We start from the raw sequence: 15,487 nt of genomic DNA on the forward strand, positions 1-15,487 counted from the left end.
AGTGCCTTGGATCACGAACGCGTCAGATTAAAAATCAAGGTTTACCCCAGCCGAGATAATGCGGGGGCGTGGGTACAGGTTCCGGTCGATACCGCCCGAAACCTCGGGATCGAGACCCGTGTATTTCGTGATCAGGAACACGTTCTGCGCCGTAACGGACGCCCGCAGGTTCATACCCCGCGCGCTGGTCGACTGCCGACCCGTTACCTTACCGAAGTTGTAGCCGATATTCAGGTTGTCCATCCGGACAAACGAACCGTTCTCGACGTAGTAGTCCGAGAAGTACTGGCTGTTGAGGAAGCCCGTTTCCAGCACGTTCGGCGAGCCGTTGTTATTGAAGCCCAGCGCGTTGGTGAAGTTGCGATACGCTCCGGTGTTCGACCGGGTGTTGTTGTATACGTAGTTACCCACGTTGCCCCGCAGCACGAAGCCCGCGTTGAACTTGCTGTAAGTATACTGCGTCGTGAAGCCCAGGAAGATCTTCGGGTTGGCCGACTGGTAGCGGTACCGATCATCGATCGTGATCAGGCCATCGCCAACGGTTTCGCCCACCCGGTTACGGTCTTCATACACCCCTTCAAGCGGTTTACCATTCTGGTCGTACACCTGACGCAGCACAAAGAACGAGTTCGTTGGGAAGCCCACGGTCTGAATCTGCACCGTGTTACCCGTACCGCCCGAGATGTCGCCGACCAGCACACCCGGATCGTTGGGGCTTGGCACTTTGCTCAGGTTCGTGATCTTGTTCTGGTTGTAGGTGATGTTGAAGCCTACGTCCAGGTTCGACCGCTCCCGACGGATAGGGTTGGTGTTGATCGAGAATTCAACGCCCTTGTTTTCCAGATTACCCACGTTGGTCAGCACCCGGTTTGTCAGGTTCGACCCGGCCGGTACCGGAATGGTCGCCAGCAAATCTTTGGTCTTTTTCTGGTAGACATCGATGCTACCCGAGATGCGCCCGTCGAAGAAGGCGTAATCCACCGCTGCGTTGATGGCCTGCGTTTCTTCCCACTTCAGGTTGGCGTCGTACCCTTCAGCCCGCAACGTCCGGTAGTAGGTGTTGCCAAACTGGTACTGAGCCGTCAGGTCGCTCAATGTGTAGCGCGGCAGGTAAGGGTAATCGCTCAGGCCCGAAGGCAGATCCTGCTGACCCGTAACGCCGTAGCCGACGCGCAGTTTCAGCGACGACAGCGCCTTGACACCCCGCAGGAACGACTCTTCTTTCACGTTCCACGACAGACCCGCCGATGGGAACGTACCCCAGCGAGTGTCGGGACCGAAACGCGACGTGGCATCCCGGCGCAGCGTAGCCGTCAGGGTATACCGGTCGTTGAAGGTGTAGTTAGCCCGGCCAAAGAACGCCAGCAGCGTATACTGCGTCTTGAACGGAACCCCTGCCGGCGTAAACTCGGTGCCGTCGGCAGTCAGTTCAGCGTAGCTTGGCGCATCCCGGATGAAATCCTGGTACGAGTAACCCGCCGTTACGTCGACGCGGCTGTTGATGCTGCGCAGGTCTTTGGCGTAGTTCAGATAAAACTCAAACGTTTTGTTGTCCCGCGTTTGCGACGACTGGCTGCTTTGACCACCCCGAAAAAATTGGGAGGCCGCCGTTGCCGGCACGAAGATCGTACCCGCTGACGTCGATACGTCATAGCCCAGGTTCAGGTTCGCCCGCAGTTCGGGCAGGAAATGGAACTTGTAATCGAACTGAGCATTCCCGATGCTGCGCTTCACCGTAGTCAGGTCCTGCCGCTGCATCAGCAGGCCCAGCGGGTTACGCGTAGCCTGCGTATTGGGGTTGCCCGTTGCCGGGTCGAGCCACTCATAAAAGCCGCCGTAGTTGCTGTTACCGCTATAAACGGGTTGCGTTGGATCGAAGGAAACAGAAGCCCCAATAGCATCCTGATTGGCAAATACGTTGTTGATGATAGAGCCTTTCAGGTTGAGGTCCACGCGCAGGTGGTTATCGAAGAAGCGGGGCGAAATACCGAACGAGCCCGAGTAACGCTCGAAATTCGACGTTTTCAGGATACCGTTCTGGTTGAGGTAACCAAACGACACGCGGAAGGGCGCGTTTTTGATCGACCCCGTTACCGACGCGTTGAAATCGCCACTCAGGGCGGTGCGGTAAATCTGGTCCTGCCAGTTGGTGTTGGTCGTCCCAAGCAGCGCCTGCTGAGCCGCGTTGCCCGTCTGGGTAATCGCAGCCCGGAACTGATCGGCCGAGAGTACCGGCACCTGCTTTATAACGTCTGAGACAGAACCCAGCGCGCTTACGCTCACGCGCAGCTGATCGTTTTGGAGGCCCTTTTTGGTGGTGATCAGGATAACGCCATTGGCAGCGCGGGCACCGTAAATAGCCGCAGCCGAAGCATCTTTCAGCACCGTGAAGGTTTCAATATCCTGTGGGTTGATCAGGCTCAGCGGGTTCGACGCCCCGTTGACGCTGCTGTTGTCGACCGGCAAACCGTCGATAACTACGAGCGGATCGTTGCTGGCGTTCAGCGACGAACCACCCCGGATACGGATCGTGCTGCCACCGCCCGGCTGACCGCTGGGGGGCGTAATACTTACCCCGGCCAGTTTACCGGCCAGCAGTTGCTCCGGGTTGACAATGTTTCCTTTCTGAAAGTCTTCCGCTGAAATCGACGAGATAGCCCCCGTCACATCTTTCCGGCGCTGCGTACCATACCCAACTACCACCACTTCATTAAGCGATTTGGAGTCGTCAGCCAGCGTTACATCGACCGCAGTGCGGTTGCCAACCTGGACTTCCTGGGGCGTTTTACCGATAAAGCTGAAAACCAGCGTAGCATTAGCTGGTACATCGGTAAGCTGGAATGTACCATCGATGTTCGTTTGTGTGCCCCGGGTAGTTCCTTTTAGCTGGACCGTTACGCCCGGTAGTGGTGTACCATCCGTTTCTTTGACCAGACCCGTCAGGGCTTGCCCCTGCGCCTGCGCCGATAGCTGGCCAGCGACTAGTAATAGCGTGAAGGCAACCAGACGCCAGAGCGACCCGGTAACGCCATCCCGTCGAAACCTTTTACTAAAGAGTTTCATCATTGAGTTGATTAACAATAGGTTGATAAGACTAAATTTTTGGCCTGACCAATTAGGTCTGGTCAACTTTATCTCACAAAAGTACCATTGGTAATCACCCCTGTCGCCCCACTTTGCAACGACGTTAAGAATAGTTAAACTTTTATTTAGTTAGCTGATTTACAGGAGTATACTCTACAAATTTAGTAGTACCTCTTTACGAAACTGGTACGATCAGGCCACCTGTTAGCCTTAATTTAACGCGTATGGTCAGAGCGGCTGCTCTTCGCTGGCCATATGGAAGTAATCTTTAGGCGTCTGGTTGGTCAGTTTTTTAAACGCCCGGTTAAACGCTGTTTTCGAGTTAAAGCCCACGTCGAACGCCAGGCTCAACAGCGTGTATTGTTTGGAACGCGGATCGTCCATGCGCTGCTTGAATTCCTCCACCCGGTACTCATTGATGAAGTCGAAGAAATTCTTCCCAAACCCCTCGTTGATGACCTTCGACAACACATGCGGAGGCATTTTCAAACCACCCGCCAGTTCATGGATCGTCAGGTTAGGGTTTTTATAAGGTTTCTGCGCTGTCATGTATACCGTCACCATTTCCCGAAACTGCACCAGGTCGAGCGGGTGAGCGGATTTTCCGGGTGCAGGACGGGATGTGCCATCTGTCGGTGCTGTTTTAGCGGGGGTTGCAGGCCCTTCTTCGGCGGTGAGCAACCGTTGGTCAGGAGCGGGAAGTATGGCTGGTTCGGGCAGCGGATGTACTACGTCCTCGAAAAAGCCCGACACGGGTGTCTGGGCGGGACGCGGTTGGGGTAATTTGAAGATCTCGGGCTGATGAACCGCCACATACCCCAGAAAATAGGTGATAGTAGAAAAGGCCAGCCAGATGGCATCCACGTTCCGCTCGGCCAGCGCCAGCACATCGAAGGTAATAAAGCGACTGGCCGCAACCAGCCCGTACAGGAACGTCCAGAGCATCAGACATACCGCCTGTATGGTCAGGACCGTGCTTAGATACTGAAGATTCTGTTCGTACGATATGCTGGTCTGGTAGTGCGCTTTATAGGCCCGGATCGTCCGGCGGCAGATGAACCAGTACGTCAGGTTAAAGACCAGCGCCAGAAAGCCCGTCGCTAAAAAAAGTCCCCGAAGCAGTGGGTCCTGGTTAACGAGCTTCAACTGAAACACCTTGCTTTCCATCAGGAAGTAAGGAAGGTAAGCCAGGAACTGCACCGCCACCGGGATGAAGTGATACGCCCACCAGCGGGTAGGCCGCTCCGCGCTGGCCGACCCGGGGTCGAACAGAAGCCGCCGGATGTAGAAGTAAAACAGGGGGGCGTAGAGAAACCAGATGAAATCCGGCACCAGTAATAGCTTGGCGTAGTTGTTGGCCACTCCGCGATACCCGCCTACCACTTTAAGCAAAATGAACAACGACGCCAGTCCGATAAGCACGACCAGCCAGCGATTAGCCAGCCGGTTGTAGTTCTGAATACTGGGAATGGCAATCAACAGCAAAAGACCCTGAAAGCAGCCGAACAGCATCAGGAGATCATAAATCGAATAGAACTGAAACGTGCTGGTGAGGTCTTCCCAGCTCTGGATGTTCACGTCGATGTCCTGATTGCCGGTCTCCGTGCGGGTTACGATTCGGTTCGGTCGCGCCTTTCCTGACTCCCGCCCTTCGACCGCATCCCAGCTTCCCCGCGTGAATTTATAGGTCAGCACGGGCGCGTCGGAGTAGACCGTCACGCGGTAGGTGCCGTCCTGCTGTCGGCGCAGTTTGTAGCGGGGATCGCCGGCGTTCCATTTGTTGAACGTACCGGCAATGTAGAGTGTCGCGTCCTGGGGTGTATTAGCCGGCACTTCGGTCACCACAAACCGGTAAGCCGGTCGCTGTTCCCAGCCCGCAATCGTATCCCGAATCAGCACGGTACCGTTCGTCCCGCGCTGGAATACCCGGTTGCCAATGGATCGCCCGTCGGCAGCGCCTTCGGTCAATTGCCAGCTTCCCTGCGTAAACTTGTACTCGAACTGCCGCAGCGAATCCGGTAAGGTAATGGTAAACCGACCGTCGGGCGTGCGCCGGAGCATGAAGCGCGGGTCGCCGGGGTTCCAGTCGTTGAAGTCGCCCGCAATGAACAGCCCCGGTCCGGACGGTGATAACGTGGGGTACTCGGCCACCTCTACCCGAACCTGCGCCCAGGTCGATAGTACGGTTAGCCAGCACGCCAGAAAGAGACCGAATCGATTCATGGGTTGAGTACGCCTGTCAACGTTCCCCGCTTCACTACGCCTGTGAAGCGGGGAACGGAACACTTTTTTTATCGCTTCAACACTTTCAGCACCCGCTGGCGTTCCCCTTGCTGCACCCGAAGTAGGTAGATGCCCGGTGATAGCGTCTGTAAATCGAGCGGTTGCCGTAGCCCGTTCGACGTCTTCTGACTCCGAACAGTCCGGAGGTTTCTGCCCCCTGCATCGCGCAAACTGAATTCTACCGCCCCACGGTAGGAGCTGGTTACGTCAACAACAACCGCATCATCGGCCGGGTTGGGCGAAATAAGAATCTGTCCATCCAGTTCAGGTTCGTTGGCCGTTACCAGACTCGGCACTACTGCGAATGGGACCAGTCCGGCCGTGGGCGTCGTAAACCTGGTGGTCGAGTAAATATGAAAAGCCCCTGGTTCCAGCGTTACGCTCTGGTTAGCCGTTGCGTTGGTTATGTCGATCTCTCGTCCCGAAAAGAAATGATACCACTTGCCGACGGATGGAAAACCCATCGTAACGGTTTGCGGCTTAGTGTCGAAATTACCGATCAGGTATACGGTTCCCAGTAGCCCGCGCAAGGTCAACCGTTTGACTGCTCCGGTGAAATCGGCGGTGAAGTCGGCCGTAGCAAACGTCTGGGAGGAGGTTTTGAGTTTGATCAGTTCCTGATACACGCCAAACAGCTTCTTCCGGTCGGCGTCCTGGTAGTAGTCCCAGCGGAGCGGCTTGGCGGCTGTCCGGCAACCGTCGTTCACCGTTGTACCATCGGAACAGGTGTTGATGCTGAGGTCGTAGCCCAGCTCGCCAAACTGCCAGATCATTTTTGGCCCCGGCACCAGCAGCAGAAACGCAGCGGCTAGTTTGGCCCGGTCGAGGGCGGTCGACAGGGTTTTGACGTTGTAATTTGCTGCCGTTGATCCGTTCTGGCGCAGGTCATACACAAGCCGTTCTTCGTCATGACTCTCGGCATACCCAATCAGATTGGGGCGCTGAAAATTGCGTTTCTGGTACGAAATTCCCTCAAAATTACCCTGCCCCGTGCGCGTAGCAGCCCGGTAGTCGCCGTTGTGGTTTCCCCACAGCAACATACCATAGTCGGCCAGTTCTTTCTCTTCCCGGTTATCGGCAAAGTGCTCCAGAATGACATAAGCTGTTGGGTCGACTAACCGGATCTGGTCGTAAATCCGTTTCCAGATGGCCACCCGGCTGGCGTCATAGACACCCCAGGCGTTCACGTCATTGCCGGAGTTCTTTTGCGTAAACCCTTTTGACAAATCGAAGCGAAAGCCATCGACTTTGTATTCCTGCAACCAGAATTTACACACCCGATCCACAAACGCTTTCGTGTCGGTGCTTTCGTGGTTAAAATCAAAAAAAACGCTGAACGGGTGCGTCGCCTGCTGGTTGAAATACGGACTGTCGGCCGAAGGCCTATCCCCCGCCCAGTACATCTTCACATACGGAAATTCGTAGTCGGCCTGGTTCAGGACCATGTCCAGCACCACGGCGATACCCTGCTTGTGGGCCGCGTCGATAAAGCGCTGGAGTGCCTCTTTGGTCCCGTACGCTTTGTCGGGCGCGAAGTAGAACGTTGGGTTGTAGCCCCAGGAATCATTACCCGAAAACTCGTTGATGGGCATCAACTCAATCGTGTTGATACCCAGTCGTTTCAGGTAAGCCAGACTATCGGTGAGGGTTTGGTAGGACCGGTTCTGGACGAAATCGCGCACGAGTAGTTCATACATTACCATGGTGTTGGTGGCAGGCCGCTGAAAACCCGTCGTCTGGAACACGAAGGGCGTCTGGCCCGGCTGCAGCACCGAGACCGTATTTCCCTGCGCTTTTTCGGGGAAGGCAATCAGGCTCGGATAGGTGGTAGCCGGGATAAACTTGTCGTTGTTACGGTCCAGAATCTTTTCGGCATAGGGGTCGGCAACGCCAATAGTGCCGTCGACGAGGTATTGGAAAGGCGTTTCACCCGCTTTCAAATTGGTTAGTTCAATCCAGTACCGATTACCATCGGGCGTCCGCTTCATCAGGTAAGCGGGGTCAATAGTCCAGTTATTGAACTCTCCCAGCAAATGAACAAAGCTCTTTTTAGGTGCATACAGCACCAGAACCGCTCTACCGGAACCGGTGTAGTTTATCCCGTCTGTTACATTAGCGGGCAAAGCAGCCGCCGTTGGCAACGGCTTTACCGAAAAATAGAAGGTATCGGCAACCGATTCGGACGTAGGCAGCACCAGCGTGGTCGCGCTCAGAATCACCGTACGCCGAACACCCGGCTGCGTACCCGTAGGTATCGTGGCCCGCAGCGAATCCTGGTCGCCGGTAGTAGCCACGATCTGACCGTCGACGGTTAGTTTCATGGCTGTTGGCTGAGAGGTCCGATACCGCACCGTCAGCGACTGGCTGGGATCGACGTAAAATTCTTTCTGCGTTGGTTCGATGCGCGACAGGCTGAGCCCGCCGGCATACACACGAACGGATAAATCTTCGGTTTGGGCCTTGCCATCGCCACTTTTAAGCAATACGCCCAGCCGTTGAATGGGAATGCTGGCCGCTACGCCAAAATAGGTGCGTGGCACGAGTTTTATCTGCCAGCGGTCATTACCCAGGGGTGTCATTTTCCCCGGCGCAAAGGGGGCATTGAAATTCGTTTGTCCGGCAGGCTGAAACTCGAAAGCATTGCCCGTTTCGGTACGCCCCGCCCCCGACCACAGGTATACATCATCGGTTTTGCCCAGCAGCGCTTTGGCACGTGCATCTTTAGCCTGTTTCAGATCGAAGATGAGGGTTACTTCAGCATTCGCCGTCGGGAAGGCGGGTTGGGTCGTTACAACGGGTGTACCTGCGGTCTGGCCCAGCGCCGATACGAATAAGCATAAATTGAGTAAAATAGCTTGATAAAGTGTTCGCATATAATTTTACAAAGGAGTAGGCCGTAAACATACACGTTTGCATACGCTTTTCATACTGTTCCCTGGTACAATAAAACGGGAAACATACCCCTACTTTTCACCTATATGGTAACTTACATCATATGCAAAAAAGCTATTGATGGTTGTCAGCCACCTTGCACACTAACAACCAGTGCCGGTATTCCTGACAATCCCGTATACCTGACAACCCGGTTTTGATGACAACCACTACCAGGGGCTTTGCCCACTGGCAGGATTGTCAGCAAAACCCTGCCAGTGGGCAAAGGCCCTGGTAGTGGTTGTCATCGATAAGGCCTATACCAATCCATAAGGACCTATTCCCGTTAAACAATCGTGTATCGTTTCAGCGCCTGATAAACGCGGTGGGTAGGTAGGCCCATGACCGTATAAAAGGAACCGTCCAGGCGCTCGATGCCCACCAGTCCGATAAAATCCTGAGCCCCATAGGAACCCGCTTTGTCGAACGGTTTGCAGACCCGGATGTAGTACGTGATTTCCTCATCGGTCAGGGGTGCGAACAGCACGGTGGTTTCGTCGGTGAAGGAGACCGTTTCGTTCGGCGTCAGGATACAAACCCCCGTCCGGACGCGGTGCGTGCGTCCTGCCAGGGCTCGCAACATACGCCGGGCGTCGGCTTCATCCTGTGGTTTGTTCAGGATTTGATCGTCGAGGATGACTACGGTATCGGCGCAGAGCACGATACGGTTGCCCAGGTCATGGCGAAACTCTTCGGCTTTCTGACAGGCGAGGTATTCGGCCACCTCGTTGGCAGGCATGGCCTCGGGGAAAAGTTCGTCGGTAGGCCGGGTTTCAATGGTGAACTGAAAGCCGGCATCGGTCATAAGTTGCTTCCGGCGGGGCGACCCCGACGCCAGCACGAGCGGGTAACGTAATGATAGCATCTCACAAAGGTAAGGGCCAGGCAGCGTTTGACGTTCGCCTTCGATGATTAGAAACCAGCCACAGAAGCCTTGTCAACGGTATGGACAAGTATCGTTCCTTTTCAGTTGACACGACCCGCCAGGATCAGCCCTTTCGTTTAGCCCATACCCTATGAACCGTCGTTCGTTTACCCGCTTGTTTTCGGCACTTTCATGGACCTCGGCTACCGGCAGCGTAGCCACGTTATCCCCTTACCCAGCTTCGGCGAAATCCGTCTCGGGTGCAGACGACCGGACATACTGGACCCGGACACTGGTCAAGGTTGCTGAGCCGGTATTGAGCGCGCTCGCGCAGGGGCGATTGAAGGCGACTATGCCCGTTGAGTCGGCTCCTGGCCAGCGTGATAGCCGCGTAAAGGTGTCGTATCTGGAAGCGCTGGGCCGAACGCTGGCGGGGCTGGCACCCTGGCTGGAAGCATCGACCGCTGGTCAGGAACAGGTTCAGCAACAACGGCTGGCAGACCTGGCCCGGCAGGCCATCACGAAGGGCGTCGACCCTGCCTCGCCCGACTACCTGAATTTTACGGAAGGCGGTCAGCCCCTGGTCGACGCGGCTTTTCTGGCGCATGCCCTCCTGCGGGCACCTGTGCAACTCTGGTCCAAACTGGATAAAGCAGCACAGGCCAATCTGATACAAGCGTTACAGGCCAGCCGGACAATTAAACCCGGCTACAACAACTGGCTGCTGTTTAGCGCTATGGTCGAAGCCGCGCTGCTGAAGTTTACCGGGTCGGGCGACGAGATGCGGATGGATTATGCCATACGGGAACACATGGCCTGGTATAAAGGCGACGGTGCCTATGGCGATGGGCCGGATTTTCACTGGGATTATTACAACAGCTTCGTCATCCAGCCCATGCTGCTGGATATCGTACAAACATTGGTTCAGGCCGGGAAAGCCGATAAGGCATTGTATGAAACGGTCCTGGTCCGTGCCCGGCGCTATGCCATCGTGCAGGAGCGACTAATTGGACCCGACGGGTCGTTTGCCGCTTTTGGCCGATCACTGGCGTACCGCTGCGGGGCATTCCAGCTGTTAGCGCAGGTCGCCCTGCAAAACCAGTTGCCACCGGAGTTGACCGCCGGCCAGGTACGTAACGCGCTCACCGCCGTCATCCGCCGGACAATGGAAGCACCGAACACATTTGACAAAAACGGCTGGCTACAGATCGGCTTATGTGGCCACCAGCCCTCCATTGGCGAAACCTATATCTCGACTGGAAGCCTGTACCTCTGCTCGGTGGCGTTTCTGCCGCTGGGCCTTCCCGCAGCCGATCCATTCTGGACAGCCGCCGGTGAGGACTGGACCGCGAAAAAGATATGGGGCGGGCAGGACGTAAAACCCGACCATGCGGTGAAGGGGTAGTATGCGTTCAGGCGCATTGGTCAGCACGTATTCTACCGGTGGATGTCTCTACTTCTTAATCTTGTTTTCTAACAGGAAAACGCCATTCTTGTTGGCAATGACCAGGTCAGGCATCCGGTCGCCGTTCATGTCCTGCGCCACGATATTGAGGCCTGCCCCCGAGTCGTTGTCGATAACATGCTCTGTGTAATAGGGCTCCTTGTCGGGCGTAAACTCAAACCACATCAGAATAGGGGCATCACTGTCGCCCGGGTCGCGGCCATGGTGAGCCAGAAAACGCTTGCCGGTAATGTAATCGGCACGGCCGTCTCCGTTCAGATCGGCCATGATGGATGAATGGGTCTGAGCCGTGGTCGTACTCATCAAATGGGTTTTGAAATTGATACCCCCCTGCTCATCGGCAACCTGTTCATGCCACCAGACCCCAAGCGCATGGGCCGAGGCACTGACAACGTCGTTCTTCCCGTCGCCATTCACATCCAGCAGCTGCATATGCGAACAGGGCTCACCTAAATCGGCGGGGTGAAAGACCCAGCTGCCGGATTGGTTATCGGCGGTTCCCTTGAACCAGCCTTCCCGGATCACAACATCCTTAATGCCATCTTTATCCACGTCGCCGTAGCCGATGCCGTGCGAGAAAATCTCGGTTCCCGCTACATTCTCTTTACTGAGCGCATAGCGTTTCCAGTTCGTGTCGCCGGGCTTTGTGGGTGGCTTCAGCCAGACGATCTGCTTTTTGGCTTTATCCCCGCACAGGATATCGAGCCGTCCGTCGCCGTCTATATCGACAAAGCCGGGAGACTCATTGGCTATCCCAACGGAATCAGCGATGATATGCTTTTGCCAGTCGCCGGGCTTGTTCTTCGGGTTCTCGAACCAGAAAGCGGGCTTACCCGGAAAGTCGATGATGACAACATCGTCCCATCCATCCTGATTCACATCCATCCCCAGGTTAAGGAACGATTCACTGTACTCTTTCCGGGGGTCGAAGACGCGGGACGGCGCCATCTGGTGCCGGGTCCAGTTCGGGGCTTCAAACCAGTAATAGCCCGCCACAATGTCCATTCGTCCATCTTTGTTCAAATCGGCTACAGCCACACCTTCTGAAATAAAGTCACGGGTGATCGTCGTTTTTTTGAAATCGGTTGACGGAACAATCGATTTGGCCTCAGCCCTGGCCGGCGCATTCTCAGCCTGCTGTTTCCGAACGTTGAACAACGACTTTGTCTGCTGGCTATATGCGCCGGTAAGGCAACCGCAAAGCAGCAGCCCACTCAGCAGGCATTGGCCAACCGTATATTTTTTCATATCGATCATACTAGCGTTCGTTTCGTTTAACACGCCTTCATGAGTAACCATTTTTGTCTGCCAGCGTCGCCGGTCAGGCCTTTCATCGCGCTTATTTGGAAAACTTCCTCTGGATAAAGCGTTCCCGGTCCCGGATGGTTACACTTACTCGTTCAGAACCCTGGCAATCAATGACTGAATCTCATGGTTTTCGTGCGACTGATCGAGCTTGCCTACCCGCTCATTCAGTTCTTTCAGCAGCTTCTTCGCATCGTCGGTACCAATGGCGGCAATCCGCTGAATGGTATAGGGCAGTTGTTTGGGCATCTTCGACTTTTGGGCCATGGCCAGCGCCCGTTTCATATCGATTGCCGCTAACGGTTCGGATGCATACCATACCATCAACGGCAGGTTATGATCATCCTTGTCCTGAACTTTCTGAACGAGGGCGTCCATCACATCCCAGCGACTGGCCGGTTCCAGCCGGAGCATGGCCGACGTCAGGTAGAGCCGCACCATCGCCGAATTGTCGTTCTGCGCCAAGACCGCAAAACGTTTCAATGTTTCGGGCGACACGTTTTTACTTTCGGTCAACAACTGTATGGCCCAACTCCGGACATACTCATTTTCGTTGGCAAGTAAGTCGGTCAGTTCCTTTTCAGAGAGACCCTGCGTAACATGCAGCGCCCATAAAGCCCGGAGCTTCCGGGTAACATCGGGATTTTGGGCCAGTATTTCTTTTAATGCCTTATGCACCTTTTTGTTAGGCCCTCGCTCCTGCAAGATCGTCCGGGCCTGCCTTACATACCATTCATTAGCGTTTAGCTGGTAATTGACCAGGTCCTTATCCGACGCTTTGGTTAGATCGACCTGTACCCATTTGTCGTTCTCGTGGGTGATCTTGAAGATCCGGCCCATCGTTTTGTCGTGCACATCGGGGTTAGGGCTGTGGCACTGGTTTTTGTCGTACCAGTCGATGGCCCATACCGAACCGCTGGGGTCGTACTTCATGTTCAGCCACTGCGACCAGGAATCGTTCATGGACAGGAAATCCGGTTTATGGGTAACTTCATACCCTGAACCAGCCCGAACCGGATGGTCCCGATTCAGTTTGGCACCGTTGATGTTATTCATGAAAATATCGTTCCGATATTCGGTTGGCCAGCTGTTACCGAGGTAAATCATGGCCCCGGAGTGGGCATGGCCACCGCCCGCTGAAGCCGACCGGAAGTTTCCGGCATGTGGACCGCGTTCGCCCACCCAATGCACATGGTCGGCGTGGGTTTTGATGTCGTCGTAGGTATAGGGATTGAAGTGCTTCCCGGCCTGCCGGAAATAGCGCCCGCCCTGGATCATGTTATACATGTGCGGAATCACGCAGGCGGTCACGAACGCATGCCCGTAGTCGTTGAAGTCAAGGCCCCAGGGGTTACTGGTTCCTTCGGAAAATAGCTCAAATCGATGCGTTGTGGGGTGAAAGCGCCAGACCCCGGCATTGAGTTTCGTGCGTTCCGAGTCGGGAGAGCCGGGCTTGCCTACGTTGGAATGCGTAAAGATGCCGTGGGTGCCGTAGAGCCAGCCGTCAGGGCCCCAGCGGAGACTGTTCAGTACTTCGTGGGTATCGTCGGTACCCCAGCCATCGAGCATTTTCTGAGGGGGACCGGTGGGTTTGTCGGTTTTGAAATCGGCCGGGATAAACAGCAGGTACGGTGCCGCCCCGAGCCATACGCCCCCCATGCCGACTTCGATGCCACTGACCAGATTCAGCCCTTCGGCAAAGATTTTTCGTTTGTCCAGTGTTCCATCACCATCGCTATCTTCAAGGATAAGGATGCGGTCTCTGCCCTGCCCTTCCGGTGCCGGAATAGGATAGGTATGTCCTTCAACGACCCACAGTCGGCCACGGGCATCCGTCGTAAAACAGATGGGCTTGACCACATCCGGCTCCGCGGCCCCCAGCGTAATTTTAAACCCACCGGGCAAGGTCATTGCCTGAGCCGCTTTGATGCCCGACAGCCCGGCGTTCAGCACGGGGTCCAGTGGCGGCAGGATGATAATATCTTTTTGATTCAGTTCATTCGGGAAGACGGGCCGGCTGGAGTAGAACAGGAATTCATCGAAGTTGATATGCGCCATCTTATCGTTGGCGATGTAAGGAATCTGCGAAATGCCCGTCTCCTTATCGACGATGCGAATGAAGATTTCCTGATTCATGTACGGCTGTAGATCCACCACGACGGGCTGAAAGGTAGCCCGTCCCTGCCCGGTACTGTGAAAAATAACCTTACCCGTGCTGGCCTGTACGAGTTCAACGCGTGTATCCTGCAACGCCCCGCCCGACACCCGAAAAGCGGCAAAAGGCTGGGTTACTGTAAATGCCGTAGACGTTAACGTGCCGGTCTGTTTATAATTTACTGTGCCTCCGCTGCTCAGAAAATGGCTCCCTTCGAAACCGATGTGCATGTCTTTATCATGGACCGGCGACGGGTCCTGATTCAGGATTGGGTTGGTAAACGCGTCGCCGGTGGCAGTCCAGTCGGCCAGGGTACCCGTTTCAAAATTCAGGTTCAGGGGCTTTCCATTCTTCAGCGGTAGCTGCCCGGCCACGGTTGCGGTTGTCAACGATCCTTCCACGACGTCAAACGTACCAACCATACCAGCCGCCCGGTGCCCTGGCACAGAACAGTAATAGGTATCGCTTTTGTCGGCATCGAACGTGATGCTGGTGCTTGCCCCCTTATCGTTGATCGACTTACTTTTAAGCCCAAGCTTTTCCAGCGAGATGTCGTGGGTCATCTGCTCACCATTGGTGATCGTGATGCGAACACGGTCCCCTTTGTTAGCCCGTAGTGTTGGATTACGGGAGCCATCCTTGGAAAAATAGCCCAGCATAGTCGCTTCCAGCGCATACTCACGGTCGACTTTCCCGGTATTCTGAGCAGGTCTGGGTTTAACCGACTGTGCCCTACCCGACGGATTAGGGGCTACAAAAAATGTTACGAAGAGAAGTATGAGTAAACAAGACTTGTTCATCGGAATAGATCGTAAATCGTTGACCGTAAGTTGACAGTAAGGTGGATATGCATGAAACAAAACGAATCAGCTTTCCTACTGATGGGAGGTGCGTAGTGTGCGGTGCAGTGGTACCGGCTACTTATAACCGACACGGGGAGTACGGTGCGCCACTGCTGACAGTCATGTCAAAACAGACAGACCCGTCTCTGGCTGGAAACGGGTCTGTAAACTTGATAATTGTAACTTACTTGTCGCTGTTAGCAGTTTTCCGATCAAAATCCTCCTCTGCTGAAGACTTCTTTTTGGAGTCTATAAGTTTACGCAATGCGCCCTTATCCATTTGGCTGAGTAACGCATTTGTTCCATCAACGCTAGCTTGCACGAATGCTTCCCAAGTCGGATAGAGTTTGTGTTCCTCCTCTGCATGGCCTGCTTTTACAGTCTGTTTTGTCAGTGACATTGTTCTATCGTTTGCTAGTGACAAGAAAAGCGATGTATTGATTATCAGAGCAAAAGGGCTCAAAATTTTGATTGGGCAGTACCCCGTAAATGTCAAACAATTCGAGGGCATTGTCAAGTTCACGGCCAATCATAGCCCGGTAGAGTCTTGTCCTTGA

General features: G+C 54.9%; 8 protein-coding genes and 1 pseudogene. 1 reads left to right on the top strand and 8 read right to left on the bottom strand.

Annotated features, from left to right (window positions below):
* Positions 1 to 27 precede the first annotated feature (27 nt).
* From FH603_RS05945 to FH603_RS05960, 4 genes are all read right to left on the bottom strand, one after another.
* The gene (locus tag FH603_RS05945; protein WP_235985392.1) at positions 28 to 3,066 is read right to left on the bottom strand and encodes a SusC/RagA family TonB-linked outer membrane protein; all 3,039 of its coding nucleotides are present in this window, start codon (positions 3,064 to 3,066) and stop codon (positions 28 to 30) included.
* Between the two features lie 246 nt (positions 3,067 to 3,312).
* A complete protein-coding gene (locus FH603_RS05950; protein WP_186736542.1) occupies positions 3,313 to 5,307 on the bottom strand; it encodes a helix-turn-helix domain-containing protein in 1,995 nt (664 codons plus the stop codon).
* 68 nt (positions 5,308 to 5,375) lie between these two features.
* Positions 5,376 to 8,240, bottom strand: coding sequence for an alpha-amylase family glycosyl hydrolase (locus tag FH603_RS05955; RefSeq protein ID WP_186736543.1), 2,865 nt, complete (start codon positions 8,238 to 8,240; stop codon positions 5,376 to 5,378).
* Between the two features lie 344 nt (positions 8,241 to 8,584).
* Positions 8,585 to 9,163, bottom strand: a complete 579-nt coding sequence (locus FH603_RS05960; protein ID WP_186736544.1) for a Maf family protein — start codon at positions 9,161 to 9,163, stop codon at positions 8,585 to 8,587.
* Positions 9,164 to 9,314: 151 nt separating this feature from the next.
* Here FH603_RS05960 and FH603_RS05965 point away from each other — a divergent pair, with 151 nt between their 5' ends.
* Positions 9,315 to 10,568: a DUF2264 domain-containing protein gene (locus FH603_RS05965; RefSeq protein ID WP_186736545.1), complete on the top strand. Its 1,254-nt coding sequence runs from the start codon at positions 9,315 to 9,317 to the stop codon at positions 10,566 to 10,568.
* A gap of 48 nt (positions 10,569 to 10,616) precedes the next feature.
* On the opposite strand, the gene FH603_RS05970 is transcribed toward FH603_RS05965, so the two are convergent.
* The 4 genes and pseudogenes from FH603_RS05970 to FH603_RS29220 all read right to left on the bottom strand — a co-directional run.
* The gene (locus FH603_RS05970; protein WP_394366375.1) at positions 10,617 to 11,885 is read right to left on the bottom strand and encodes an FG-GAP repeat domain-containing protein; all 1,269 of its coding nucleotides are present in this window, start codon (positions 11,883 to 11,885) and stop codon (positions 10,617 to 10,619) included.
* 135 nt (positions 11,886 to 12,020) lie between these two features.
* On the bottom strand, positions 12,021 to 14,888 hold the full coding sequence (locus FH603_RS05975) for a PVC-type heme-binding CxxCH protein (protein ID WP_186736546.1): 2,868 nt from the start codon (positions 14,886 to 14,888) through the stop codon (positions 12,021 to 12,023).
* 226 nt (positions 14,889 to 15,114) lie between these two features.
* The gene (locus FH603_RS05980; RefSeq protein ID WP_186736547.1) at positions 15,115 to 15,330 is read right to left on the bottom strand and encodes a hypothetical protein; all 216 of its coding nucleotides are present in this window, start codon (positions 15,328 to 15,330) and stop codon (positions 15,115 to 15,117) included.
* A gap of 4 nt (positions 15,331 to 15,334) precedes the next feature.
* Positions 15,335 to 15,478, bottom strand: a pseudogene (locus FH603_RS29220) (DUF6934 family protein); the annotation flags it as partial.
* Positions 15,479 to 15,487: the final 9 nt, after the last annotated feature.

The sequence above is a fragment of the Spirosoma utsteinense genome (genome assembly GCF_014282275.1).
Taxonomy (GTDB): domain Bacteria; phylum Bacteroidota; class Bacteroidia; order Cytophagales; family Spirosomataceae; genus Spirosoma; species Spirosoma utsteinense.

Excerpts from the sequence above, each read along its gene's own strand:
- FH603_RS05975 (WP_186736546.1), bottom strand. The coding sequence starts at position 14,888 with ATGAACAAGTCTTGTTTACTCATACTTCTCTTCGTAACATTTTTTGTA.
- FH603_RS05980 (WP_186736547.1), bottom strand. The coding sequence starts at position 15,330 with ATGTCACTGACAAAACAGACTGTAAAAGCAGGCCATGCAGAGGAGGAA.
- FH603_RS05950 (WP_186736542.1), bottom strand. The coding sequence starts at position 5,307 with ATGAATCGATTCGGTCTCTTTCTGGCGTGCTGGCTAACCGTACTATCG.
- FH603_RS05960 (WP_186736544.1), bottom strand. The coding sequence starts at position 9,163 with ATGCTATCATTACGTTACCCGCTCGTGCTGGCGTCGGGGTCGCCCCGC.
- FH603_RS05955 (WP_186736543.1), bottom strand. The coding sequence starts at position 8,240 with ATGCGAACACTTTATCAAGCTATTTTACTCAATTTATGCTTATTCGTA.
- FH603_RS05945 (WP_235985392.1), bottom strand. The coding sequence starts at position 3,066 with ATGATGAAACTCTTTAGTAAAAGGTTTCGACGGGATGGCGTTACCGGG.
- FH603_RS05965 (WP_186736545.1), top strand. The coding sequence starts at position 9,315 with ATGAACCGTCGTTCGTTTACCCGCTTGTTTTCGGCACTTTCATGGACC.
- FH603_RS05970 (WP_394366375.1), bottom strand. The coding sequence starts at position 11,885 with ATGATCGATATGAAAAAATATACGGTTGGCCAATGCCTGCTGAGTGGG.